21 protein-coding genes are annotated in these 21,088 nt (G+C 68.3%); 8 read left to right on the plus strand and 13 right to left on the minus strand.

Annotation, left to right across the window (positions count from 1 at the left end; genetic code table 11):
* Positions 1 to 17 precede the first annotated feature (17 nt).
* Positions 18 to 2,171, minus strand: a complete 2,154-nt coding sequence (locus J2850_RS29010; protein ID WP_307354579.1) for a putative bifunctional diguanylate cyclase/phosphodiesterase — start codon at positions 2,169 to 2,171, stop codon at positions 18 to 20.
* A gap of 646 nt (positions 2,172 to 2,817) precedes the next feature.
* On the opposite strand from J2850_RS29010, the gene J2850_RS29015 reads away from it, so the two are divergent.
* Positions 2,818 to 3,078 (plus strand): hypothetical protein, encoded by a 261-nt coding sequence (locus J2850_RS29015; protein WP_209990285.1) that lies wholly within the window; start codon positions 2,818 to 2,820, stop codon positions 3,076 to 3,078.
* On the opposite strand, the gene J2850_RS29020 is transcribed toward J2850_RS29015, so the two are convergent.
* A complete protein-coding gene (locus J2850_RS29020) occupies positions 3,050 to 3,391 on the minus strand; it encodes a YnfA family protein (protein ID WP_209990289.1) in 342 nt (113 codons plus the stop codon). The two genes, J2850_RS29015 and J2850_RS29020, sit on opposite strands and share 29 nt — an antisense overlap.
* 208 nt (positions 3,392 to 3,599) lie before the next feature.
* On the opposite strand from J2850_RS29020, the gene J2850_RS29025 reads away from it, so the two are divergent.
* The 4 genes from J2850_RS29025 to trpE all read left to right on the plus strand — a co-directional run bounded on the left by J2850_RS29025 (position 3,600) and on the right by trpE (position 7,826).
* Positions 3,600 to 3,803, plus strand: coding sequence for a hypothetical protein (locus tag J2850_RS29025; RefSeq protein ID WP_209990292.1), 204 nt, complete (start codon positions 3,600 to 3,602; stop codon positions 3,801 to 3,803).
* Positions 3,804 to 3,989: 186 nt separating this feature from the next.
* Positions 3,990 to 4,172, plus strand: a complete 183-nt coding sequence (locus tag J2850_RS29030; protein ID WP_209990295.1) for a CsbD family protein — start codon at positions 3,990 to 3,992, stop codon at positions 4,170 to 4,172.
* Between the two features lie 192 nt (positions 4,173 to 4,364).
* A complete protein-coding gene (locus J2850_RS29035) occupies positions 4,365 to 6,245 on the plus strand; it encodes a peptidylprolyl isomerase (RefSeq protein WP_209990298.1) in 1,881 nt (626 codons plus the stop codon).
* Between the two features lie 69 nt (positions 6,246 to 6,314).
* Complete coding sequence (gene trpE / locus J2850_RS29040) at positions 6,315 to 7,826, plus strand: anthranilate synthase component I (RefSeq protein WP_209990301.1); 1,512 nt, start codon at positions 6,315 to 6,317, stop codon at positions 7,824 to 7,826.
* Positions 7,827 to 7,969: 143 nt separating this feature from the next.
* Here the strand turns inward: trpE and J2850_RS29045 are convergent, their stop codons facing one another.
* The 10 genes from J2850_RS29045 to J2850_RS29090 all read right to left on the minus strand — a co-directional run bounded on the left by J2850_RS29045 (position 7,970) and on the right by J2850_RS29090 (position 17,894).
* Positions 7,970 to 9,460, minus strand: a complete 1,491-nt coding sequence (locus J2850_RS29045) for a carboxypeptidase M32 (protein WP_209990304.1) — start codon at positions 9,458 to 9,460, stop codon at positions 7,970 to 7,972.
* A complete protein-coding gene (locus tag J2850_RS29050) occupies positions 9,438 to 10,220 on the minus strand; it encodes an SURF1 family protein (RefSeq protein ID WP_209990307.1) in 783 nt (260 codons plus the stop codon). Before J2850_RS29050 ends, J2850_RS29045 begins: the two co-directional genes overlap by 23 nt.
* 5 nt (positions 10,221 to 10,225) lie before the next feature.
* Positions 10,226 to 10,588, minus strand: a complete 363-nt coding sequence (locus tag J2850_RS29055) for a DUF983 domain-containing protein (RefSeq protein WP_209990310.1) — start codon at positions 10,586 to 10,588, stop codon at positions 10,226 to 10,228.
* Positions 10,589 to 10,608: 20 nt separating this feature from the next.
* Positions 10,609 to 11,484: a cytochrome c oxidase subunit 3 gene (locus J2850_RS29060; protein ID WP_209990315.1), complete on the minus strand. Its 876-nt coding sequence runs from the start codon at positions 11,482 to 11,484 to the stop codon at positions 10,609 to 10,611.
* A gap of 21 nt (positions 11,485 to 11,505) precedes the next feature.
* Entirely contained in the window at positions 11,506 to 12,156 is a 651-nt protein-coding gene (locus J2850_RS29065) for a cytochrome c oxidase assembly protein (RefSeq protein ID WP_209990317.1), read from the minus strand.
* Positions 12,157 to 12,159: 3 nt separating this feature from the next.
* A complete protein-coding gene (locus J2850_RS29070) occupies positions 12,160 to 12,366 on the minus strand; it encodes a hypothetical protein (protein WP_209990319.1) in 207 nt (68 codons plus the stop codon).
* Positions 12,357 to 13,274: a heme o synthase gene (gene cyoE, locus J2850_RS29075; RefSeq protein ID WP_209990322.1), complete on the minus strand. Its 918-nt coding sequence runs from the start codon at positions 13,272 to 13,274 to the stop codon at positions 12,357 to 12,359. The genes J2850_RS29070 and cyoE overlap by 10 nt, the downstream gene beginning before the upstream one ends.
* A gap of 93 nt (positions 13,275 to 13,367) precedes the next feature.
* Positions 13,368 to 14,984 (minus strand): cytochrome c oxidase subunit I, encoded by a 1,617-nt coding sequence (ctaD, locus tag J2850_RS29080; RefSeq protein WP_209990323.1) that lies wholly within the window; start codon positions 14,982 to 14,984, stop codon positions 13,368 to 13,370.
* A gap of 123 nt (positions 14,985 to 15,107) precedes the next feature.
* Positions 15,108 to 15,965 carry a cytochrome c oxidase subunit II gene (gene coxB, locus J2850_RS29085; protein WP_209990327.1) on the minus strand — a complete coding sequence of 286 codons (858 nt, stop codon included), beginning with the start codon at positions 15,963 to 15,965 and terminating at the stop codon, positions 15,108 to 15,110.
* A gap of 570 nt (positions 15,966 to 16,535) precedes the next feature.
* Positions 16,536 to 17,894, minus strand: coding sequence for a DUF3422 family protein (locus J2850_RS29090; RefSeq protein WP_209990329.1), 1,359 nt, complete (start codon positions 17,892 to 17,894; stop codon positions 16,536 to 16,538).
* Between the two features lie 208 nt (positions 17,895 to 18,102).
* Here J2850_RS29090 and tldD point away from each other — a divergent pair, with 208 nt between their 5' ends.
* Together tldD and J2850_RS29100 are read left to right on the plus strand one after the other, a co-directional pair.
* Positions 18,103 to 19,536, plus strand: coding sequence for a metalloprotease TldD (gene tldD, locus J2850_RS29095; protein WP_209990332.1), 1,434 nt, complete (start codon positions 18,103 to 18,105; stop codon positions 19,534 to 19,536).
* 84 nt (positions 19,537 to 19,620) lie between these two features.
* A complete protein-coding gene (locus tag J2850_RS29100; RefSeq protein WP_209990334.1) occupies positions 19,621 to 20,145 on the plus strand; it encodes a glycine cleavage system transcriptional repressor in 525 nt (174 codons plus the stop codon).
* Between the two features lie 70 nt (positions 20,146 to 20,215).
* Here J2850_RS29100 and sugE read toward each other — a convergent pair whose 3' ends face one another.
* On the minus strand, positions 20,216 to 20,533 hold the full coding sequence (gene sugE, locus J2850_RS29105; RefSeq protein ID WP_209990337.1) for a quaternary ammonium compound efflux SMR transporter SugE: 318 nt from the start codon (positions 20,531 to 20,533) through the stop codon (positions 20,216 to 20,218).
* A gap of 207 nt (positions 20,534 to 20,740) precedes the next feature.
* On the opposite strand from sugE, the gene J2850_RS29110 reads away from it, so the two are divergent.
* Positions 20,741 to 21,049, plus strand: a complete 309-nt coding sequence (locus tag J2850_RS29110; RefSeq protein ID WP_209990339.1) for an FAD assembly factor SdhE — start codon at positions 20,741 to 20,743, stop codon at positions 21,047 to 21,049.
* Positions 21,050 to 21,088 lie beyond the last annotated feature (39 nt).

Raw genomic sequence — 21,088 nt, forward strand, 5'->3', positions numbered from 1 at the left:
TCCCCTGACGGTTTCCCTCAGGACCCGGTGGGAACGCGCTGCCCGCGCACCATCGCCGCCAGCGCATCCGGTGCCATCGGGCGACCGAAAAGATATCCCTGCATCAGGTCGCAGCCGACGGACACGAGGAAGTCGCGCTGCTCGGCGGTCTCCACGCCCTCGGCGACCGTGACGAGGCCGAGGCCGCGGGCCATGCCGACGGCGGCCCGGACCAGCGCGTTGTTCTTGGGGTTCTCCGGGACGTCGATGACGAAGGCCCGGTCGATCTTCAGCTTGGCCACCGGCAACTGCTGCACGTAGCTGAGCGAGGAATAGCCCGACCCGAAATCGTCGATGGCCGCCTGGATCCCCAGTTCCGCCAGTTCGCCGAGGGTCCGTACGGCCACCTTGAGGTCGCGGACGGCCGCCTGTTCGGTGATCTCCAACCCGAGATGCCGCCGCAGCGACGGATGCTGCGCCAGCAGCTCCTCCAGACGCTGCGTCAGATTGCCCCGCAGGAACTGCTGGCCCGAAATGTTGAGGAACACGCGGTCAGGCAGCACGCCCTCGGCCTCCCACCGCGCCATCTGGGCGATCGCCGAGGTCAGCACCCAATCGGTGATCGGGACGATCAGGCCGCTTTCCTCCGCGACCGGAATGAACTCGCTCGGGGAGACCGGCCCGAGCACATGGTGGTTCCATCGCAGCAGCGCCTCCGCCGAACGGACCCTGCCCTCGGAGTCGACGATCGGCTGGTACACCAGGTGCAATTCCTCCCGCTCGATGGCGTGGGTCAGATGCATCGTCAGCATCATCCGCCGGGTCGCCGCCGCCGCCATTTCCGGCGTGTAGAAGCACACCGCGTTGCCGCCGTCATGCTGCACGGCCTGCAGCGCGAGCTTGGCCTTCGCGTTCAGCTCCTCCAGCGTGTGGACGCCGTCGTCCTGCACCGCCGCACCGACCGAAAGCCGCAGCCGCACCCAATGGCGGTCGGCGTAGATCGAGGCGGTCAGCCGGTCATGCAGCAGGTCCGCGAGCCTGCGGGCATGCCCGACGTCGGCGACGCGCGCCAGCGCGGCAAACTCGTCGGCGGCGATGCGGCAGATGATGGTGTTCGCCGGCAGCACCTCCGTCACGCGGTTCACCATCGCCTTCAGCGCCGCGTCGCCCACATGGAATCCGAACGCTTCGTTCACGTCGCTGAACTGGTCGACGTCAAGGGAGAAGAGCGCGAACAGCCCTCCGTCCAGGCCGCCGGCGGCGTCGGTGCGGCTTTCGAACAGCGCCTCGCACTCTTCCAGGAAGGCGGTCCGTGTCAGCACGCCGGTCAGCGGGTCGTGGCGCGCCAGGTAGGAGGCCCGCTTCTCGGCGGCGAGCCGTTCGGAAAGGTCCCGGATGATCCCGACGAAGGTCACGCTGTTCCCGGTCCTCGCCTCGCCGACGCTGAGATGGATCGGAAAGACCGTGCCGTCCTTGCGCTGCCCCAGGGTTTCACGGCCGATGCCGATGATCTTCGCCCGGTCGGTCTTCATGTAGCTGTCGACGAAGCGGTCGTGATCGCGCGAGAAGGGCGGCGGCATCAGCATCGTCATGTTCCGCCCGACCAGTTCGCTGTCCCGATAGCCGAACAGCCGGCAGCAGGCACGATTGATGGACCGGATGATGCCGGTGCGGTCGGAAACGATGATGCCGTCCACCGCGGCGTCCAGAAGGGTCGCCACGAAGGTATCGCGGCAGGCGGCGAATTGCGCGATGCGGTCCGGATCGCCGGTATCGTGGAACACGCCGAGATGGCCGAGCGTCGCTCCCCCGCCGTCGCGATGCGCCATGACCGTCCCGCTGAGGATGGCGGGATGGCCGTCGCGGCCGACGGACTGGCAGTCCAACGGCAACGCATCGACGTCGGGCATCCTGGTGACGGTTGCGATCGTCTCGGCCAGCGCCGACAGCACCGGATGGTCGAACCCCGCCAGCGCCTTTCCGATCAGGTCGGCCGGCGCCAGCGCCAGCGCCGCCGCAAAGCGATCGTCGGTGTGCAGGCACACCCCGTTGCGGTCCACATAGACCAGGGCGGCGACGCCCTGATCCAGCAGGCTCGAAGCCAGCGAAGCGAGGAACACCGGGTCGCGCGGCAGGCTGGCGCCCCCGTCGCGGCCGGAACCACCGCTCTGATCCGACGGTTGTAGGTCCACGAAACGCCCTGCTTTCTCTCTTCCGTCCCGCCCGGCCGCGATCAGCAATCCGATGTCGGCCGGAGGTATTATGATTCGAGCCGACATTTTTTTCCAACCATCCAGCAATGTCCGATCCCGGGACCGGTAACGCCGCAACCCGACAATTGCTTTCGCACTCTAACGATTGATCGGGCCAAAGCGTTTGACATGGTTCAATGCGCCAAGCCGGATTCCAGGGTAGCCGCGAGATGTGCGCCCGCCGATTACACCTTTTGCGCGCGTGATCTGCAACAAATCTGCGGCATCATGTGTGTACGCCTGGACTAGAGGCGGTATGATTGGCAGGATTTTCTTTCAGCCATCCGCCGAGTCGGCAAGGAAAGCGGCGAGGCATGCCGCGCGGACAGCGATGGGAGCGGCCTGCGGCCTCCTCCCGGAGCCTGGAGACGCTCGGATTGCTGCCCGGAAACGAATTCTTCCGGGGCCGACCGAAACCTGCGCCTTGGCAGAAAAAAGCCACCGGCGCCGTATCGAAAGGGGAATAAACCGGAGGCTTCCGGCGTTTGTCCGATTGGAACGGGAACTCGGGGACGACGCCCGCGGCAGCCGCACCGCGCAACAGGCCGTAGCAGACCGGCCGACAAGGGAAAGGGAGCATCGCGACATGACAAATGCATACAGCCAGATCCGCCATGCCGATGGCCGTGCCTACTATCAGGGCTCTCCCTTGACCCTGGCCGATGCGCAAATCATGCTCAACGACGATATCCTGAGACGTGCGGTGCGCGTTGGTGCCTATTTGCGCCTCGACAGGGGCAGCCTTGTGCTGGTGAACGGTCCGGCGCTCCGCCGGTCGGTCAATCGCCCGCCCTCTTCATGCCTCGCCGCGCCGGGCCTCAGCCTGTGCGCGGGCCGGCAAGAATAAGCACCGCACCGGCAAGGCAGAGCAGCCCGCCGGCCGCATCCCAGCGGTCGGGCCGCGTGCCCTCGACCAGCCACAGCCACACCAGCGACGCGCCGACGTAGACGCCGCCATAGGCGGCGTAGGCCCGGCCGGCGAAGTCCGCCTGTGCCCTGGTCAGCAGCCAGGCGAACAGGCACAGGCTCGCGACCGCGGGAACGAGCCACAGGGCGCTGCGCCCGAGACGCACCCAAGCCCAGAAGGCGAAGCACCCCCCGATTTCCGCCAATGCCGCCACGCCGTACAAAACCAGCGTCGGCCAGACCGTCCGCTCCATCAAAGCCTCTTGATCGCTGCCGTTTTTCAGAACATCCGTCGCCCGCCCTTGCTTTTCCGGATCGCCCCCCGGCCTGCCGTAACCAAAGCGAGATCTCTTGTGGACGAACGCGACGGTTCGTTTCAATTTGCTGCCGCCATATTACAGCGCTTTCATAGACTTCCGTTGGCACACAACATAAATTTGCCGGTGAAGGGGGTACACCGAAATGATCGTCGACGTGACCAACCCCATGCAGGACGCCCTCGACACCATCCGCGCGACCGACGTCATCTCGAACGAAAAGAAGCGGGCGTTGATCCGGGCATTGGAAGAGTTCCGGCGCCAGAACTGCACGCCCGCTCCCTCCTGCGAGGAATGTGCGACCCACGCGCGCTGCCTGTCGGCGATCGCCGACGTCCTGGGATCGTGACCCGAACGGCCTGATACCGGCCGCGACGCGTCCCGCCTCCTCCGCTTGCCGCCTCCGCGGTCCGGCGCAGGTACCGCTTCCGCTCCCTCAAACCCTTCGCTCATCCCTTTTGCTCAGTCCTGGACGGGACCCTTTTGTCTTCCGGCCTGTTGTCCTGCCATAACACACGATATGGAGGTTGCCACTATGGACAAGGATCGCATCGAGGGCGCCGCCCGTTCCGTCAAGGGCTCGATCAAGGAAGCCGCCGGCAAGCTGACCGGCGACACCAAGATGGAAGCGGAAGGCCGTGCCGACAAGGCTGCCGGCAAGGTGCAGAACACCGTCGGCGGGGCCAAGGACGCCGCCCGCGACGCCTTGAAGAAGTAACAACCGTTCCCCGGGAAGCCCCGGCACGCCATCGCAGGCGGGCCGGGGCTTTCGCATGTTCGCACTGTCGTGCGTGCCGGCGGCCTTGATGAGACGGGCCGGCGGAAATGGGCTGTTGCCGCCCCACCCTCCCCTATCTATGATGCGCCGCCCCGGCCGGAAGGCCGAACGACGCGCTTAGATTCGGGTCCCATGCTCCAGTTCATCCGCAATTTCGCCGGCTCCTGGGTCGTCAAGATCCTGTTCGTCCTGTTGATCCTCAGCTTCGGCATCTGGGGCATCGGCGACGTCTTCCGGTCCACCACGCCCACCACCGTCGCCGAAGTCGGAAAGGTGGAGATCGGCCGCGAAGCCCTGGACCAGGAATTCCGCCGCCAGATGGAACGGCTGCGCCCGATGCTCGGGGGCAATCTGACCACCGAACAGGCCAAGCGCTTCGGATTGCTCGACCAGTCCCTGCAGACGCTCATCCAGCGTTCGCTGTTCGATCAGGCCGCCGAGGACATGGGCATCTCGGTGGGACCCGAGGTGGTGCGGACACGCATCGCCGAGGAACCGGCCTTCCGCAACCCGCAGGGCCAGTTCGACCCGAACGTCTTCCGGACGGTGCTGCGGAACAACCAGTTGACCGAGGACGGCTATGTCGCCGTCGTCCGGCGCGAGACCGGGCGCGAGCTGGTGGCCGGTGCCTTCAGCGCCGCCGTCCCGACGCCGCCGCTGCTGGTGAGCGAGCTGTATCGCTACCGCGGCGAGAAGCGGGTGGTGGAACTGGTGACCCTGCCCAACGCCTCGATCGGCGATGTCGGCACGCCCGACGAGGCGACGATCAAGCAGTCGTACGAGGAGCATCAGGTTCGCTTCACCGCACCCGAATACCGCAGCCTGACCGTGGCGCAGCTCTCGCCGGATGCGCTGGCCAAGGACATCGCCATCGACGACGCCCAGCTCCGCAAGGCGTTCGAGGATCGTGCGAACGAGTTCGGCACCCCCGAGAAGCGCAACATCCAGATGGTCGTCGTCGATGACGAGGCCAAGGCGAAGCAGATCGCCGAGGCCGCGAAGTCCAAGGGCTTGGCCGAAGCGGCCAAGGACGCCGGCGTCGAGCCGGTGACGCTGGACAACATCGCCCGCAGCGACCTGCCGGAAATCGGGGATGCCGCCTTCGCCGTCGAACCCGGGAAGGTTTCCGACGCGCTGAAGAGCGGGCTCGGCTGGCATGTGCTCGCCGTCACCGGCGTGACGCCGGCCGCGACCAAGAGCTTCGACGACGTTCGCGACCAGCTCCTGGCCGAACTGAGGAAGGAACAGGCGCTGGACGCCGTCTTCTCCATCGCCAACCGGACCGAGGACCAGCTCGCCAGCGGCGCGCCGCTGGAAGAGGTCGCCAAGTCCCAGGGGCTGGTCCTGACCAAGGTCGCGGCGGTCGACAGCACCGGCAAGTCGCCCGACGGCCGGGACGCCGCGCCCAACCTGCCGGGCTTCAAGGCCCTGCTCCCCACCGCGTTCCAGCTCAAGACCGGCGCCGCCTCCAACCTGACCGAGGGCGAGGGCAGCGTCTTCACCGCCGTCCGGGTCGACAGCGTGATCCCGGCGGCCGTCCGTCCGCTCGACGCCGTCCGCGACGACGTGATCGCCGACTGGCAGAAGGAACAGCGCGCCGACCGTGCCGCCAAGAAGGCGGAAGAAATCGCCGCCAAGCTGAAGCAGGGCGCCGAGGCCGCCGCGCAGGACGTGGCGACCGCCGCCGGCGCCAGCTTCGCGATGACGACCCCGTTCACCCGCGACGCCCGCTCCGTCGACGGCTTGCCGGCCGACATGGTGCCCAAGCTGTTCGCCGCCAAGCCGGGCGAGGTCGTCACCGGTTCCACCCCCGACGCGCAGGTCGTCACCCGCCTGAAGGAGGTCATCGCGGCCGATCCCAAGGCCGCCGACGCCGACCTGTCGCAGATGCGCGCGACCGTGGACCAGGGGATCGAGAACGATCTGATCGCCGAGTTCACCAACGCGTTGCGTGACAAGTACCCGGTGCAGATCCATCGCCAGCGCATCGACCAGTTCTTCGCCAGCAACTGAAGCCCGCCGCTGAGAGCCCCGGCTTCACCGGCCGAGGCTTCCAGCGGGGGAAACAAGAGGTCCCGTGCCGTGAAGGTCCAGCCCGATACCACCGCCTTCGATGCCGCCTATGCCGCCGGTCGGCCGCAGGTGGTGTGGACCACGCTGGTCAGCGACCTGGAGACGCCGGTCTCCGCCTACATGAAGCTGGCCGACGGCCGGCCCTTCGGTTTCCTGCTGGAATCGGCCGAACGCGGGGCCGGGTCCCGGCGTGACCGCTATTCGGTCATCGGCTTCAAGCCGGACGTGGTCTGGCGCTCGCGCGGCAGCCGGGCAGAGATCAACTGCGACGCCCTGCACGACCGCAACGCCTACCGTCCGCTCGATGCGGCCCCGCTGGAGGCGCTGCGGGCGCTGATCAACGAGAGCCGCATCGATCTGCCGGCCGAGCTGCCGCCGATGGCCGCCGGCCTGTTCGGCTACATGACCTACGACATGGTCCGGCTGATGGAAACGCTGCCGGACGGCAATCCCGACGAGCTGAACATCCCGGACGCCATCCTGACCCGGCCCAGCATCATCGCCATCTTCGACAGCCACACCGATTCGATCACCCTGGTCACGCCGGTCTGGCCCAAGGCGGGCAAGGACGCCGCCAGCGCCTATGCCGATGCCCGCGAACGCCTGGTCGACGCGTTGGCCGACCTGGAGCGGCCCCTTCCCTATCGGCGCGAGCCGCGCACCGAACATGGGTTGCCGCTGGCCTGGACCTCCAACACGACGCGCGAGGAGTATCACGCGATCGTGGAGCAGGCGAAGGAGTACATCCGCGCCGGTGACATCTTCCAGGTCGTGCCGTCTCAGCGCATCCGCTTCCCCTTCAAGCCGTCGCCGCTGGCACTCTACCGCACGCTGCGCCGGCTGAACCCGTCGCCCTTCCTCTTCCACTGCGACTTCGGCGATTTGACGGTCGTCGGCTCCAGCCCGGAGATCCTGGTGCGGGTGCGCGACGGCAAGGTCACCGTCCGCCCGATCGCCGGCACCCGGAAGCGCGGCGCAACCACGGCGGAGGACGAGGCCCTGGCCGCCGACCTGCTGAGCGATCCGAAGGAGTTGGCCGAGCACCTGATGCTGCTCGACCTCGGCCGCAACGACGTCGGCCGGGTGGCGAAGATCGGGACGGTGAAGGTCACCGCGAAGATGATCGTCGAGCTCTACAGCCACGTCATGCACATCGTCTCCAACGTCGAGGGCGACCTCGATCCGAAATACGATGCGCTCGACGCGCTGGTCGCCGGCTTTCCCGCCGGCACGGTGTCCGGCGCGCCGAAGGTCCGCGCGATGGAGATCATCGACGAGCTGGAAAAGGCCCGCCGCGGCGTCTATGCCGGATGCGTCGGCTATTTCGGCGCCTCAGGCGCCATGGACACCTGCATCGCCCTGCGCACCGCCGTGCTGAAGGACGGCATGATGTATGTGCAGGCCGGCGGTGGCGTGGTCGCCGACAGCGACCCGGAATCCGAGTACCAGGAGACGGTCAACAAGTCGATGGCCCTGATCCGGGCGGCCGAGGAAACACTGCGCACCGCCGCCCGCGCTTAGCGGATCGAAGGTCCGTCCGATCTCGGGAGAGGCTTGTCGGCGCTCGGCGGCAGCCCCTCCCCCGCCCGGCGGGGGAGGTCAGGAGGGGGCAAGGCCGGCGCCTTTCGCGGCGATGACCGCATAGGAACGCCGCGATGGCGGCGTCAGAGATACCGCCGCTCCAGATGCCGCTTGAACACCGAGGCGTCCAGCGGACGGCCGGTGGCGGCTCTCAGCAGGTCGTCGCCGGATGCGTGATAGCAGCCGGTCTCATGCACATTGACCCGCAGCCAGGTCACGAGAGGCGCGAATTCGCCGCGCGACAGGGCCGGCACGATCTCCGGATCGGCAGTGCGGGCCGCCTCGAAGAGCTGCGCGGCGGTCATGGCACCGAGGGTATAGCTGGGGAAGTAGCCCCAGCCGCCGCCCGGCCAATGGATGTCCTGCAGGCAGCCCTGGCGATCGTCGGGCGGCACCACGCCCACCAGCTCGGCCATGCCGTCGTTCCAGGCGCCCGGCAGGTCGGGCAGCGTCAGGTCGCCGGCGATCAGCGCCTTTTCCAACCGATAGCGCAGGATGACGTGCGCCGGATAGGTCACCTCGTCGGCGTTGACGCGGATGAAGCCGCGCTCCACCCGGCTGTAGAGGCGGCGCAGGTTGTCCGCCTCCCAGGCCGGCCCCTCGCCGCCGAACGCCTCGCGGACCACCGGGGCGAGCCAGGTGATGAACTCCGGCGAACGGCAGGCCTGCATCTCCATCAGCAGCGACTGGCTCTCATGCACCGCCATGCCGCGGGCCTGCCCGACCGGCTGGCTCAGCCAGGCTCGTGGCCGGTTCTGTTCGTACAGCGCATGGCCGGTCTCGTGCAGCACCCCCATCAGCGCGTCGGCGAAGTTCGCCTCGTCGTAGCGGGTGGTGATGCGGACGTCGCCGGTGGCACCGCCGCAGAAGGGGTGCAGCGACACGTCGAGCCGCCCCCGGCTGAAGTCGAAGCCTAGCCGCTCCATCATGCGGACGCCGAGGTCGCGCTGCCGGTCGACCGGGAACGGCCCCGCGGGCAGCAGCGGCGCCGGCTGCGACGCCTGCCGGTCGAGAACCCGGCCGATCAGGTCGGGCAGGAAGGCGGCGAGATCGGTGAAGAGCGCGTCGATGCGCTCTGCCCGGGCACCGGGATCATGGGCGTCGAGCAGCGCATCGTAGGGGCTGATGCCCATCACGGCGCCCATTGCCTCCGCGCCCTCGCGCACGCGGGCAAGAACCTCGGTCAGCGAGGGCAGCAGCTTGGCGAAGTCGCTCTCCGCCCGTGCGGCGCGCCACGTCATCTCGCAGACCGAAACCGCCTTGCTGGTCGCCTCCACGAGGTCGGCGGGAATGGCGGTGGCATGGACATGGTGCCGGCGCATCTCGCGCAGGTTGGCGCGCTGCCAGGCGTCCAGGTCGCCGGCCCCGGCTTCCGCCTCGGCCAGCAGGTCGGCCATCCGCGGGTCGGTCGCCAGTTCGTGGGCGATGACGGACAGCGTCGCGGTCTGCTCGGCACGGCCGTCGTTGGCACCCTCCGGCATGATGGTCTGCGTGTCCCAGCCGAGGATGCCCAGCGCATCGCCGATGGCGGCGATGCGGGCGTGGCGGCGCTCAAGCTCCTGATATGCGGTCATCGGGTGGTCCGTCGGTTCCGGTGTCGGCGCGTCGCCGCTGCGACAGCACGTAGATCGCCGCCAGCGTCACCGCAAGCCCGTACCAGGTCAAGGCATACTGCAGGTGGTTGTTGGGCAGTTCCACCCGTGGCTCGATCCCGGCGGGCGAGCCCGACGCACCGCCGCCCTGCCCCGGCAGCATCTCCACCACCACAGGGGCGACCTCGCCCAGCGCCTGCGCCGCCGCCATCGCCGGCGGATCGACGCGCATCCACACCGCCCCCGGTGCCGGCGTGCCGTTGCCGGGCTGGAACAGGCCGGCGGCGTGCGGGAGACGGACGATGCCGCGGAGCGTCACCTCCCCCTCGGTCCGGCCGGCGGCACGGGTGGCCGGATCGCGGCGGTCCATCGGCACGAAGCCGCGGTTGACCAGCACGATCCCGGCACCGTCCGACCGCCGCAGCGGCGTCAGCACCTCGTAGCCCGCCTGCCCCGGATGCGGGCGGGCGATCAGCAGCATCTCCTTGTCGAGGAAGCGGCCGGTCAGCGTCACCGGCCGGAATTCCCAGGCCGCGGGATCGTCGATCCGCGCCGGCAGCGGCGCCGGCGGCGCCGCCATCCGGCGGTCGATCCGCTCGACCAGAGCGGTCTTCCACTGCAGCCGCTCGACCTGCCAGGTGCCGAGCCCGATGGTGACGGCCAGCCCGGCCAGGGTCACCAGCGTGGCGCCCAGGCTGGGCCGGAAGCGCCGGGCGGTCCCGGCGGACAGCGTTCCCTCCATCACCCTTACTCGACCTCGCTGCGGCGGTAGCGGTACTGCAAGGCGACGACATAGGCCTTGGCCGGCCGCAGCATCCCCAGCGTCAGGGCCAGCACGACGATGCTCCACACGATGGCATGCAGCCACAGCGGCCAGTCGACGTTCATCGACACCCACAGCGCCACCGGCACCACCAGGAAGCCGAGGATGAAGATCAGGAAGACGGCCGGACCGTCCCCGCTGTCGACCTTGGAGAAGTCCAGGCCGCAGACGCCGCAACGCTCGGCCACCGTCAGGTAGCCGTCGAAGAGCCGTCCCCGGCCGCAGCGCGGGCAGACGCAGCGCAGGCCCGCCGCGGCCGGCGAGACGGGGGGATGATGGTCGCTCACAGTAACGGCGGCTCCCGTCCTCAGTGGGCGGCGATCACACCGCCATGGCCGCCCCACCAGTAGACGGAGACGAACAGGAACAGCCACACCACGTCGACGAAGTGCCAGTACCAGGCCGCCGCCTCGAAGCCGAAGTGGCTGTTCGGGGTGAAATGGCCCTTCACGGTGCGGACCCAGCAGACCGCCAGGAAGACGGTGCCGACCAGCACATGGAAGCCGTGGAAGCCGGTCGCCATGTAGAAGGTCGAGGGGAAGATGCCGTCGGTAAACTTGAAGGCGGCGTGGACATACTCATAGACCTGGAAGAAGCTGAACATCACGCCCAGCAGCACGGTCAGCCCCAGCGCCTTGGCCGCCTCGCGGTTGCGGCCCTCGATGATCGCATGGTGCGCCCAGGTGACGGTGACGCCCGACAGCAGCAGGATCATCGTCATCATCAACGGCATGTCGAAGGCGTCGATGACGTGGATGTTCGGCGGCGGCCAATGGGCGTCGGGATTGACGGCCGTCGCCTTGGGCTCCAGCGCCGCGTGGAAGAAGGCCCAGAAGAAGGCGGCGAAGAACATCACCTCCGAGGCGATGAACAGGGCCATGCCGTAGCGCAGGCCGATCTTCACCACCGGCGTATGGGCACGTTCCACCACCGATTCACGGATGACGGAGCGCCACCAGCCGAACATCGTCACCAGGATGGCCAGCACGCCGAGCACCAGCAGGAACTTGCCGCCGCCATGCATGTACACGACCATGCCGGTGGCGAGCAGCCCGCCGGAGAAGGCGCCGATCAGCGGCCACGGGCTGGGTTTCAGCAGATGGTAGGGATGCGGAATGCCGGCGCCCGGTTGGTGGGCTGACGGTTCGGCATGCGGCATTTGCCCGTGGGTGATGTCGGCCATCGTCTCTCTACCCCTGTATGGTTAGTTAGCGGCGGTCGCTCCCGGCTCCGCCTTTTGTTTGCCTGTCCCGGCCCCGGCTGAGGAGGCGTCCGTCAAAGCGGCGGCCTGCCTGGCCAGCACCGCCTCTCCGTCCTTGGCGCGGAAGAAGGTGTAGGACAGCGTGATCGTGGTCACGTCGTCCATGTTGGGATCGTCGGCCATCGCCGGGTCGACGAAGAAGGTCACCGGCATGTCCACCGCCTGGCCGGGTTGCAGGATCTGCTCGTCGAAGCAGAAGCACTGAATCTTGTTGAAGTAGGCGCCCGCCTTCTCGGGCGTGACGTTGTAGACCGCGGTGCCCACCGTGGCCCGGTTCGCCCGGTTCTCCGCCCGGTAGGCGGCGAGCCCGGTCTCTCCCAGCTTCAGGACCAGTTCCTGCTGTTCCGGCTTGAAGGACCAGGGAAGGGCGCTGTTGGTGTCGGCGTTGAAGCGGATGGCGACCTTGCGGTCGAGGACCTTGGCAGCCGCCGCTTCGGCCCGCTGCGTCGTGCCGCCGAAACCGGTGACCGAGCAGAACAGGCTGTAGAGCGGCACCGACGCGTAGGTCAGCCCGATCATGCCCATCACCAGCCCGAACAGGGATCCGAGCAGGACCCGGTTGCGGCGGCGGATCTTGTGGTCGTCCCCGGCCATCGCTCAGTGCCCCGCGCTCATCCGCACCACGGTGATGGCGTAGAACAGGGCGACCAGCGCCAGCAGTGCGAACAGCACCGCCAGGTTGCGGCTGCGCAGCTTCCTGGCCCGCATCGCCGCCTGCCGCCGCCGGATCTCCTCCGGCGGGGCATCGGCCAGGTTGGCATCAACCGACGGGGTACCGGACAGATCGCGCTCCATCACCACCATGCCCCACCTCCGAATGCGAGCCGTTCGGCCATCATCACGGCGAACAGCAGGAACAGGTACAGGATCGAGAAGCCGAACATCTTCTTGGCCGGCTTGTCGTCCACGGCGCGCAGCACGCGCACCGCACAGCCGACGAACATCAGGCCGAGCACGGCGGCCACCGCCAGATAGACCGGACCGGCGATGCCGACGAAGGACGGGGCGGCGGCCACCGGCAGCAGGATCAGCGTGTAGGCCAGCATCTGCCGCTTGGTCGCCCGCTCGCCCGCGACGACCGGCATCATCGGCACGCCGGCGCGGGTGTAGTCGCTGTTGCGGAACAGCGCCAACGCCCAGAAATGCGGCGGGGTCCACAGGAAGATCAGCAGGAACAGCAGGATCGAGGCCGTGTCCACGCTGCCCGTCACCGCCGCCCAGCCGATCATCGGCGGGAAGGCGCCGGCGGCGCCGCCGATGACGATGTTCTGCGGGGTGCGCCGCTTCAGCCACATCGTGTAGACGAAGACGTAGAAGCCGATGGTCAGCGCCAGCAGCGCCGCCGCGGCCCAGTTCACCGCCAGCCCCATCACGACGACCGAGAAGACCGAGAGTGTGATGCCGAAGCCCAGCGCCTCGGCCGGCTCGACGCGTCCCGACGGGATCGGGCGCTTGGCCGTGCGGGTCATCACCGCGTCGATGTCGCGGTCGTACCACATGTTGATGGCACCCGAGGCGCCGGCGCCGACCGCGATGCACAGCACGGCGACCGCCGCCAGGAAGGGATGGATGTGGCCGGGCGCCAACACGACGCCGGCGAGCCCGGTGAAGACCACCAGCGACATGACCCGCGGCTTCAGCAGTTCGATGAAGTCGCCGGCCGACGCTCCTCCCATGCGGTCGAGCGTCAGATCATTGGTCACGTCCGTCATAGCCTGTCCTTGTTGTCCTCTAACCCCGGTTCCGTCGGCCGGGCGTCCCTTTGGCGGGCATCGTCTCGCGGCGACGCCCGCCGGTTAGCATGGTCACTTCACCTGCGGCAACGTCTCAAAGGCGTGGAACGGCGGCGGCGAGCTGACCGACCACTCCAGCGTGCCGGCCTGCGGGCCCCAATAGGCCGCGGGAACCCGCTCGCCGCTGCGCAGCGTCTTCCAGGCGATCCACACGAACAGCAGCGTCGAGGCGAAGGAGAGGTAGGCGCCGAGCGACGAGATCATGTTCCAGCCCCAGAAGGCGTCCGGGTAGTCCGGGATGCGGCGCGGCATGCCCGACAGGCCCAGGAAGTGCTGCGGGAAGAACACCAGGTTGACGCCGATGAAGGTCGTGTAGAAATGGACCTTGCCCCAGAATTCCGGATACTGGCGTCCCGACATCTTGCCGATCCAGTAGTACCAGCCGGCGAAGATCGAGAACACCGCGCCCAGCGACAGCACATAGTGGAAGTGTGCCACCACGTAGTAGGTGTCGTGCATATAGTTGTCGAGGCCGCCGTTCGCCAGCACCACGCCGGTGACGCCGCCGACCGTGAACAGGAAGATGAAGCCGAGCGCCCACAGCATCGGCACCCGGAACTCGATGGAGCCGCCCCACATGGTGGCGATCCATGAGAAGATCTTCACGCCCGTCGGCACCGCGATGATCATGGTGGCGGCGGTGAAGTAGGCCTTGGTGTTGACGTCCAGGCCGACCGTGTACATGTGGTGCGCCCACACGACGAAGCCGACGACGCCGATGGCGACCATGGCGTAGGCCATGCCGAGATAGCCGAACACCGGCTTCTTCGAGAAGGTCGACACGATGTGGCTGATGATGCCGAAGGCCGGCAGGATCATGATGTAGACTTCGGGGTGGCCGAAGAACCAGAACAGATGCTGGAACAGGATCGGGTCGCCACCGCCTTCCGGGTTGAAGAAGGTGGTGCCGAAGTTGCGGTCGGTCAGCAGCATGGTGATGGCGCCGCCCAGCACCGGCACCGCCAGCAGCAGCAGGAAGGCGGTCACCAGCATCGCCCAGACGAACAGCGGCATCTTGTGCAGCGTCATGCCGGGGGCGCGCATGTTGAAGATGGTGGTGATGAAGTTCACCGCGCCCAGGATCGAGCTGGCGCCGGCCAGGTGCAGGGCGAAGATCGCCATGTCCACCGACGGCCCGCTGTGGCCGAGCTGCGAGGACAGCGGCGGGTAGATGGTCCAGCCGGTGCCGGCGCCGGTGCCGACGAAGGCCGAGCCCAGCAGCAGCAGGAAGGCCGGCACGATCAGCCAGAAGCTGATGTTGTTCATGCGCGGGAAGGCCATGTCGGGCGCGCCGATCATCAGCGGCACGAACCAGTTGCCGAAGCCGCCGATCAAGGCCGGCATGACCACGAAGAACACCATGATCAGCCCGTGGGCGGTGATCAGGACGTTCCACATCTGGCCGTCGCCGACGATCTGCAGGCCGGGCGACTGCAGCTCGGCGCGCATGATGACGGAGAACAGGCCGCCGATCAGCCCGGCGATCACCGAGAAGATCAGGTAGAGCGTGCCGATGTCCTTGTGGTTGGTCGAATAGAACCAGCGCTGCACGAAGCCGGGAACGTGGTGATCGTCGTGCCCGTGCTCGTGCCCCTGTTCATGCCCGCTTGCCTGTCCGGCGTTTGCCATGTCTCAACCCTTCGTCACTGTCCCTGACCACCGCCTGCCCGCGATCTGGGCCTGCACCGGCGGCGGCTGGGTACGGTTTTTCTTATCGCGTGCGTCCCTGTACGGGCGGTGCGAAATCCGGCGTCACTGGATCAGCGTTCCGGTCTGGCGCTGCGCCACGTCGCGGTCGCCGTCCCTCGGCGCGAAGGCCGTCTTGGCCTTGGCGACCCAGGCGTCGAACGCCTCCTTGGACACCACCTCGACCGCGATCGGCATGAAGCCGTGGTTGGTGCCGCAGATTTCCGAGCATTGCCCGTAATAGACGCCCTCGCGTTCCGCCTTGAACCAGGTCTCGTTGGTGCGGCCGGGCACCCCGTCCTTCTTCAGGCCGAAGGCGGGGATGGCCCAGGAGTGGATGACGTCGCCGGCGGTGACCAGCACCCGCACGGTGGTGTTGACCGGCACGACGACCCGGTTGTCGACCTCCAGCAGCCGGCGCTGGCCGGGCTTCAGGTCGCTTTCCGGGATCATGTAGCTGGAGAAGGTGAAGCCGCCCTGGTCCGGATACTCGTAATCCCAGTACCACTGGTGGCCGGTGACCTTGATGGTCATGTCGGCCTGCGGGATGCGCTCGGCGGCGTACAGCAGCTTGAAGGACGGCACGGCGATCACGATCAGGATGATCACCGGCACCACGGTCCAGGCGACCTCCAGCAGCGTGTGGTGCGAGGTCTTGGACGGGACCGGGTTGGCCTTCGCGTTGAAGCGGACGGCGCAATAGGCCAGCAGGCCGGCGACGAAGATCACGATCAGCGTGATGATGACGGTCAGCAGGTCGTTGAACGACCCCATCAGGTGCTTCACCGGGGAGGCGGAGGGCTGCATGCCCATCTCCCAGGGGCGCGGCTCGTTCGCAAGCGCGCTTCCCAACGGCACGACCAACGATCCGACCATCGACAGGACCGCCGCCAGCCCGGCGGCGCACAGGCTTTGCCTTTTCATCCCCAACCCCTTCTTAGCCGCGACGCTCGTCATGGCCCGCGGTCGTCTCTTCCCGCCGACGCCCCCTCCGCCCCGCTTCGTTCGGACCGCGTCCTGTTCGCGTGGTCCATGGTTGGGCTTGTCAGCGAACGCCAGTTTATGCAGGGATCACGCCATCTTAGCGCGACATATACCCGCAGCCGGAGCTTATCCCCGTGCGCCGCTGGGTTACAAGCCTTTCCTCTCTCCCTTCGTATGCATAGACTTTTCCTCGTGTTCAGCCGTTCGGTGCAGACAAAGGTTGAGTGCGCGCGGGGGCCGGACCATGCGGCATTCCGTCGCAGTTGGCTTGGTCCGCAAATTTTACGCTGCCGCGGGTGGACGCAATGAAACGGCCGGCCGGCGGTCGGTCACGCATCATTGTTGCACTGCCCGGCCACGACTCCGGTCGCGGGTCCCGGCGGGACTCGGACGCCCCGGTCGAACAGGATGGTGGCGTTCCGGTGGCAGGACCAGATGCGCGAAGGTGTTAGGCGGTCGCTCGCCCCTGCGCGCACGGTCGCTGAGAGGTCGGCCTGGGCTTGGCGGCTCTCAATGCCCGCCGACCAGCACCTTGCGAATCCGCCGCACGCCCGACCAGACGAAGGCGATCACGACGGGGATCATCAATCCGACGAGCATGTCCGGATCGACCTTGAAGCCGAAACCCTTCATGCCCTTGGCGGCATAGCCGACGATGCCGACCAGGTAATAGCTGATCGCCACCACCGACAGTCCCTCCACCGTCTCCTGCAGGCGCAGTTGCAGGTGGGCACGGCGGTCCATCGACTGGAGGAGTTCGGCGTTCTGCCCCTCGACCGCGATCTCGACGCGGGTGCGCAGCAGGTCGCTGGTCCGCGCCACCCGCTGCGACAGCGACGACAGCCGTCCCTCCACCGCCTCGCAGGTGCGGATGGCCGGGGTCAGGCGCCGGTCCATGAACTCGGCGATGGTCTGCAGCCCCTCGATCCGGATCTCGCGCAGCTCCTCGATTCGCCGCAGCACCAGGTCGTGGTAGGCGCGGGCGGCGCCGAACCGGTAGGCGGTTTCCGCTGCGATCTGCTCGGTCTGCGCGGCCAGCCGGGTGAGCCGGTCCAGGAGGTCGCGCTCGTCCTGCAGCCCCTGCAGGGTGGCGACCCGCGCCGCGACCTCGGCCAGCCCGGCCTCGATCGGGCCGATCCGCGGCAGGACGCCGCGCGCCATCGGCAGCGCCAGCAGGGCCAGCACGCGGTAGGTCTCGATCTCCAGCAGGCGCTGGACGATACGGCCGGTCTGGCGCGGCGTCATCGAATGGTCGGCAACCAGCATCCGCGAGAAGCCGTCGCCATGGATGCGGAAGTCGGTCCAGGTGGTGGCGGCCCGGCCGGCGACGCGCGAGCCGACATAGCTCTCCGACCCGAACATCGCCGCCATCATGTTGGCCGAGGGCTCCGGCGTGCCGGGGTCGAGCACGGCGACGTGGATGCCGACCAGCAGCTCGCCCGGCAGCCCGGCCAGCCATTCGCGCGGCAGCGCCTGCAGCGCCGGCTCCAGGAAGGGATCGGCCAGCCGCCCGGCCGGCAGGGCGCTCGGCCGGAAGACGGTCCAGGTCGAGAATTCGGTATGGCGCTCCCATTTCAGGTGGAAGCTGCCGAAATCGGCGCTGTGGTGGGTGGCGCCCTGCGGCGGCCGGGCGACGCCGGCCCAGTCGCACAGCGCCTCCAGGTGGCGCCGGTCGGCCTCGCCGGCCGCTTCGCCGGACAGCATCGCCAGCATGGTGGCGCGCATCGGCGTCGCCAGCGATTCGGGCGGCCGGGCATGGACCTCGTTGGTCAGCGCCTGGCGCAGGGGATGGTCGCGCAAGGGGCGCGGGCCGCCGGCACCGTCGCGGGTCAGGGCATCCGTGCTCAGCCGCACCGCGCCTTCGGTCATGTCCGTCCCCTTCTCCGCCCGCCGCCGCTCCGGCCGCCGCGGACGCGCGGCAAGCCTTGCCGGATCGCCCGCGCGTCGCCACACTATATCCAACCGTTAGACCATATCGCACGGCCGGGCGCGAGAGCGCCGGCTATGACACTCTGTCCTACCTTGGAACGAGACCGCATCCCGGTCCCCGCTCCCCCATCAGACGTCCGGAGTTTCCATGAGCGCGCTTGCCGTCACCGACGATCTCTTCTTCAACCGCGCCGGCATGGACCGCGCCCGCGTGGAAGGCGTGGTGCAGGAGGCCCTGCACAGTGCCGACGATGGGGAGCTTTACCTGGAATACGCCCAGAGCGAATCGCTGGGGTGGGATGACGGGAAGCTGAAGTCCGCCAGCTTCGACACCACCCAGGGCTTCGGCCTGCGTGCCATCGCCGGCGACGCGACCGGCTACGCCCACGCCAGCAACCTATCGGAGGAGGCGATCCGCCGCGCCGCCGCCACGGTGCGCGCCGTGCAGTCCGGCCACACCGGCACGCTGGCCGAGCCGCCGGCCGGCACCAACCGCGCCCTCTACATCCCCGACAACCCGCTGCACCTCGTCCCCTTCGAGGAGAAGGTGAAGCTGCTGGCCGACATCGACGCCTACGCCCGCGGCAAGGACGAGCGGGTGCGGCAGGTGAGCTGCTCGATCAGCGGCGAGTGGCAGGCGGTGCAGATCCTGCGCGCCGACGGCGTGCGCGTCGCCGACCTGCGCCCGCTGGTGCGCCTGAACGTCTCGGTCGTGGTCGCCGAGGGCGACCGGATGGAGACCGGCAGCTACGGCGGCGGCGGCCGCGTCACCTACGAGCACTACATCCAGCCGGAGACCTGGCGCGGCTTCGTCGACGAGGCGCTGCGCCAGGCGCTGGTCAACCTGTCGTCGGTCCCCGCCCCGGCCGGCGAGATGACCGTGGTGCTCGGCAGCGGTTGGCCCGGCATCCTGCTGCACGAGGCGATCGGCCACGGGCTCGAGGGCGACTTCAACCGCAAGAAGACCTCGGCCTTCTCCGGCCTGCTGGGCCAGCGCATCGCCGCCCCCGGCGTCACCATCGTCGACGACGGCACCATCGAGAACTCCCGCGGCTCGATCAGCGTCGACGACGAGGGGACTCCCGGCCAGTGCACCACGCTGATCGAGGACGGCATCCTGGTCGGCTTCATGCAGGACCGCATGAACGCCCGGCTGATGGGCATGCGCCCGACCGGCAATGGCCGGCGCCAGAGCTTCGCCTACCACCCGATGCCCCGCATGACCAACACGGTGATGCGCAACGGCAACCACACGCCGGACGAGATCATCGCCTCGGTCAAGAAGGGCATCTACGCCAAGAATTTCGGCGGCGGCCAGGTCGACATCACCAACGGCAAGTTCGTCTTCTCGGCCAGCGAGGCCTACCTGATCGAGGACGGCAAGCTCGGGCCGGCGGTCAAGGGGGCGACGCTGATCGGCAACGGCCCGGACAGCCTGACCAAGGTCTCGATGATCGGCAACGACAGCCGCCTCGACCCCGGCGTCGGCACCTGCGGCAAGGACGGCCAGGGCGTGCCGGTGGGCGTCGGCCAGCCGACGCTGCGGCTGGAAGGACTGACGGTCGGCGGCACCGCCGCCTGACCCTCATCGGGGACGATGCCCCCGCGTGCCGGCGGCGCGCGGGGGTTTTCGCATGCGGACGACGATAATTCCGGGAGGAACGCCATGACGGCACTGGCCCTGGTCTCCACCTTCTGCCCCGACCGGGTCGGACTGGTGTCCGGCGTGACCAGCCACCTGTTCGAGCAGGGGATCAACCTGCGCGACGCCACCTTCGCCTCGCTCGGCAGCGGCGCCGAGTTCTCCGCGGTCTGCGAACTGCCGGAGGCGCTGACGGTGGCCGACCTTCAGGGCAGCCTGTCGGCTCTGCCCGTGCTGGCCGGCGCCGAGGTGAAGGTCACCCGCTTCACCTACGATCCGCAGCCCGGCCCCCAGGTGCTGGTCACCCACCGCGTCGAGGTGTCGGGCGGCGACCAGCCCGGCCTCGTGGCGCGGCTGTCGGAGATCTTCACCCAGTTCGACGCCAACATCGTCCGCCTCGACGCCCAGACCCTGCCCGACCGCTCGGGCGAGCGCTACGTCCTGCGCTTCGCCGTGTCGATCCCGCCGGAGCGGGCGGATGTCTGCCTGTCGGCGGTCGCCAACACCGCCGAGACGCTGGCGCTGACCTGCCGGGTCGAGGGGCTGTGAAGGGAAAGTTCACCCCCTCCCTAACCCTCTCCCGCGATAGCGGGGGAGGGATGGGGAGGGGGCATCCGCCTCACCCGTGCAGCAGCTTCAGCCCGACGATGCCGCCGACGATCGCCGCGACGCACAGCAGCCGCAGCGCGCCGGCGGGTTCGCCGAACAGCAGCATGCCCAGCACCGCGGTGCCCACCGTGCCGATGCCCGTCCACACCGCATAGGCGGTGCCGAGCGGCAGCGTCTTCAGCGCGGCGCCCAGCAGCAGGATGCTGGCCAGCATCGCCGCCCCGGTCACCACGCTTGGGACCACCCGCGTGAAGCCTTCGGTGTATTTCAGGCCGATGGCCCAGACGATTTCGAACAAACCGGCGAAGAACAGCGTGACCCACGCCATGACGGTGCCTCCGTCCTGGAATGGCGGGGTCGTCCCCACCCGGGAGCCCTTGCCGGGCGAAGCTGCCGGCGGCGGGGTCGTCCCCGCGGGTCAGCCGCTGATATGGCATCCCCTTGCCTTTGGTCAAGCAACCCGTGCAGGATGGGGTTCCCGAATGGTTCCCCCCTCCGCAATTCCCGCGCCGGGGGTTTTCGACGTTGGAATCCGATGACCGAGAACGGCATGCAGACGGCGGAGCAGAACGCCGAGGCCCTGGAAAACCGGCGCAAGCGCCTGCGCTTCCGCGCTTGGCACCGCGGCACGCGCGAGATGGATCTGCTGATGGGCAGCTTCGCAGACGCCCACATCGCCCAGTTCGACCACGCCATGCTCGACAAGTTCGAGGGACTGATGGAACTCGGCGATCCCGACCTCTACGACTGGATGAACGGGCGGGCGCCGGTGCCGGCCGAGCATGACGACGAGGTGATGCGCCTGTTGACGGCGTTCCGCTACACACCACGTCAAGGCTCCTGACGCGCTCCTCCCGTTCCCACGCACCCCCGAGGCATCCTC

Origin of the sequence: Azospirillum picis, assembly GCF_017876115.1 — a bacterium.
Classification (GTDB): Bacteria; Pseudomonadota; Alphaproteobacteria; order Azospirillales; family Azospirillaceae; genus Azospirillum; species Azospirillum picis.

Bases quoted from the DNA above. Each gene is read 5' to 3' on its own strand.
- J2850_RS29015 (WP_209990285.1), top strand. From the start codon at position 2,818: ATGACAAATGCATACAGCCAGATCCGCCATGCCGATGGCCGTGCCTAC.
- J2850_RS29020 (WP_209990289.1), bottom strand. From the start codon at position 3,391: ATGGAGCGGACGGTCTGGCCGACGCTGGTTTTGTACGGCGTGGCGGCA.
- J2850_RS29025 (WP_209990292.1), top strand. From the start codon at position 3,600: ATGATCGTCGACGTGACCAACCCCATGCAGGACGCCCTCGACACCATC.
- J2850_RS29030 (WP_209990295.1), top strand. From the start codon at position 3,990: ATGGACAAGGATCGCATCGAGGGCGCCGCCCGTTCCGTCAAGGGCTCG.
- J2850_RS29035 (WP_209990298.1), top strand. From the start codon at position 4,365: ATGCTCCAGTTCATCCGCAATTTCGCCGGCTCCTGGGTCGTCAAGATC.
- J2850_RS29045 (WP_209990304.1), bottom strand. From the start codon at position 9,460: ATGACCGCATATCAGGAGCTTGAGCGCCGCCACGCCCGCATCGCCGCC.
- J2850_RS29050 (WP_209990307.1), bottom strand. From the start codon at position 10,220: ATGGAGGGAACGCTGTCCGCCGGGACCGCCCGGCGCTTCCGGCCCAGC.
- J2850_RS29060 (WP_209990315.1), bottom strand. From the start codon at position 11,484: ATGGCCGACATCACCCACGGGCAAATGCCGCATGCCGAACCGTCAGCC.
- J2850_RS29065 (WP_209990317.1), bottom strand. From the start codon at position 12,156: ATGGCCGGGGACGACCACAAGATCCGCCGCCGCAACCGGGTCCTGCTC.
- J2850_RS29070 (WP_209990319.1), bottom strand. From the start codon at position 12,366: ATGGTGGTGATGGAGCGCGATCTGTCCGGTACCCCGTCGGTTGATGCC.
- cyoE (WP_209990322.1), bottom strand. From the start codon at position 13,274: ATGACGGACGTGACCAATGATCTGACGCTCGACCGCATGGGAGGAGCG.
- ctaD (WP_209990323.1), bottom strand. From the start codon at position 14,984: ATGGCAAACGCCGGACAGGCAAGCGGGCATGAACAGGGGCACGAGCAC.
- coxB (WP_209990327.1), bottom strand. From the start codon at position 15,965: ATGAAAAGGCAAAGCCTGTGCGCCGCCGGGCTGGCGGCGGTCCTGTCG.
- J2850_RS29090 (WP_209990329.1), bottom strand. From the start codon at position 17,894: ATGACCGAAGGCGCGGTGCGGCTGAGCACGGATGCCCTGACCCGCGAC.
- tldD (WP_209990332.1), top strand. From the start codon at position 18,103: ATGAGCGCGCTTGCCGTCACCGACGATCTCTTCTTCAACCGCGCCGGC.
- J2850_RS29100 (WP_209990334.1), top strand. From the start codon at position 19,621: ATGACGGCACTGGCCCTGGTCTCCACCTTCTGCCCCGACCGGGTCGGA.
- sugE (WP_209990337.1), bottom strand. From the start codon at position 20,533: ATGGCGTGGGTCACGCTGTTCTTCGCCGGTTTGTTCGAAATCGTCTGG.
- J2850_RS29110 (WP_209990339.1), top strand. From the start codon at position 20,741: ATGACCGAGAACGGCATGCAGACGGCGGAGCAGAACGCCGAGGCCCTG.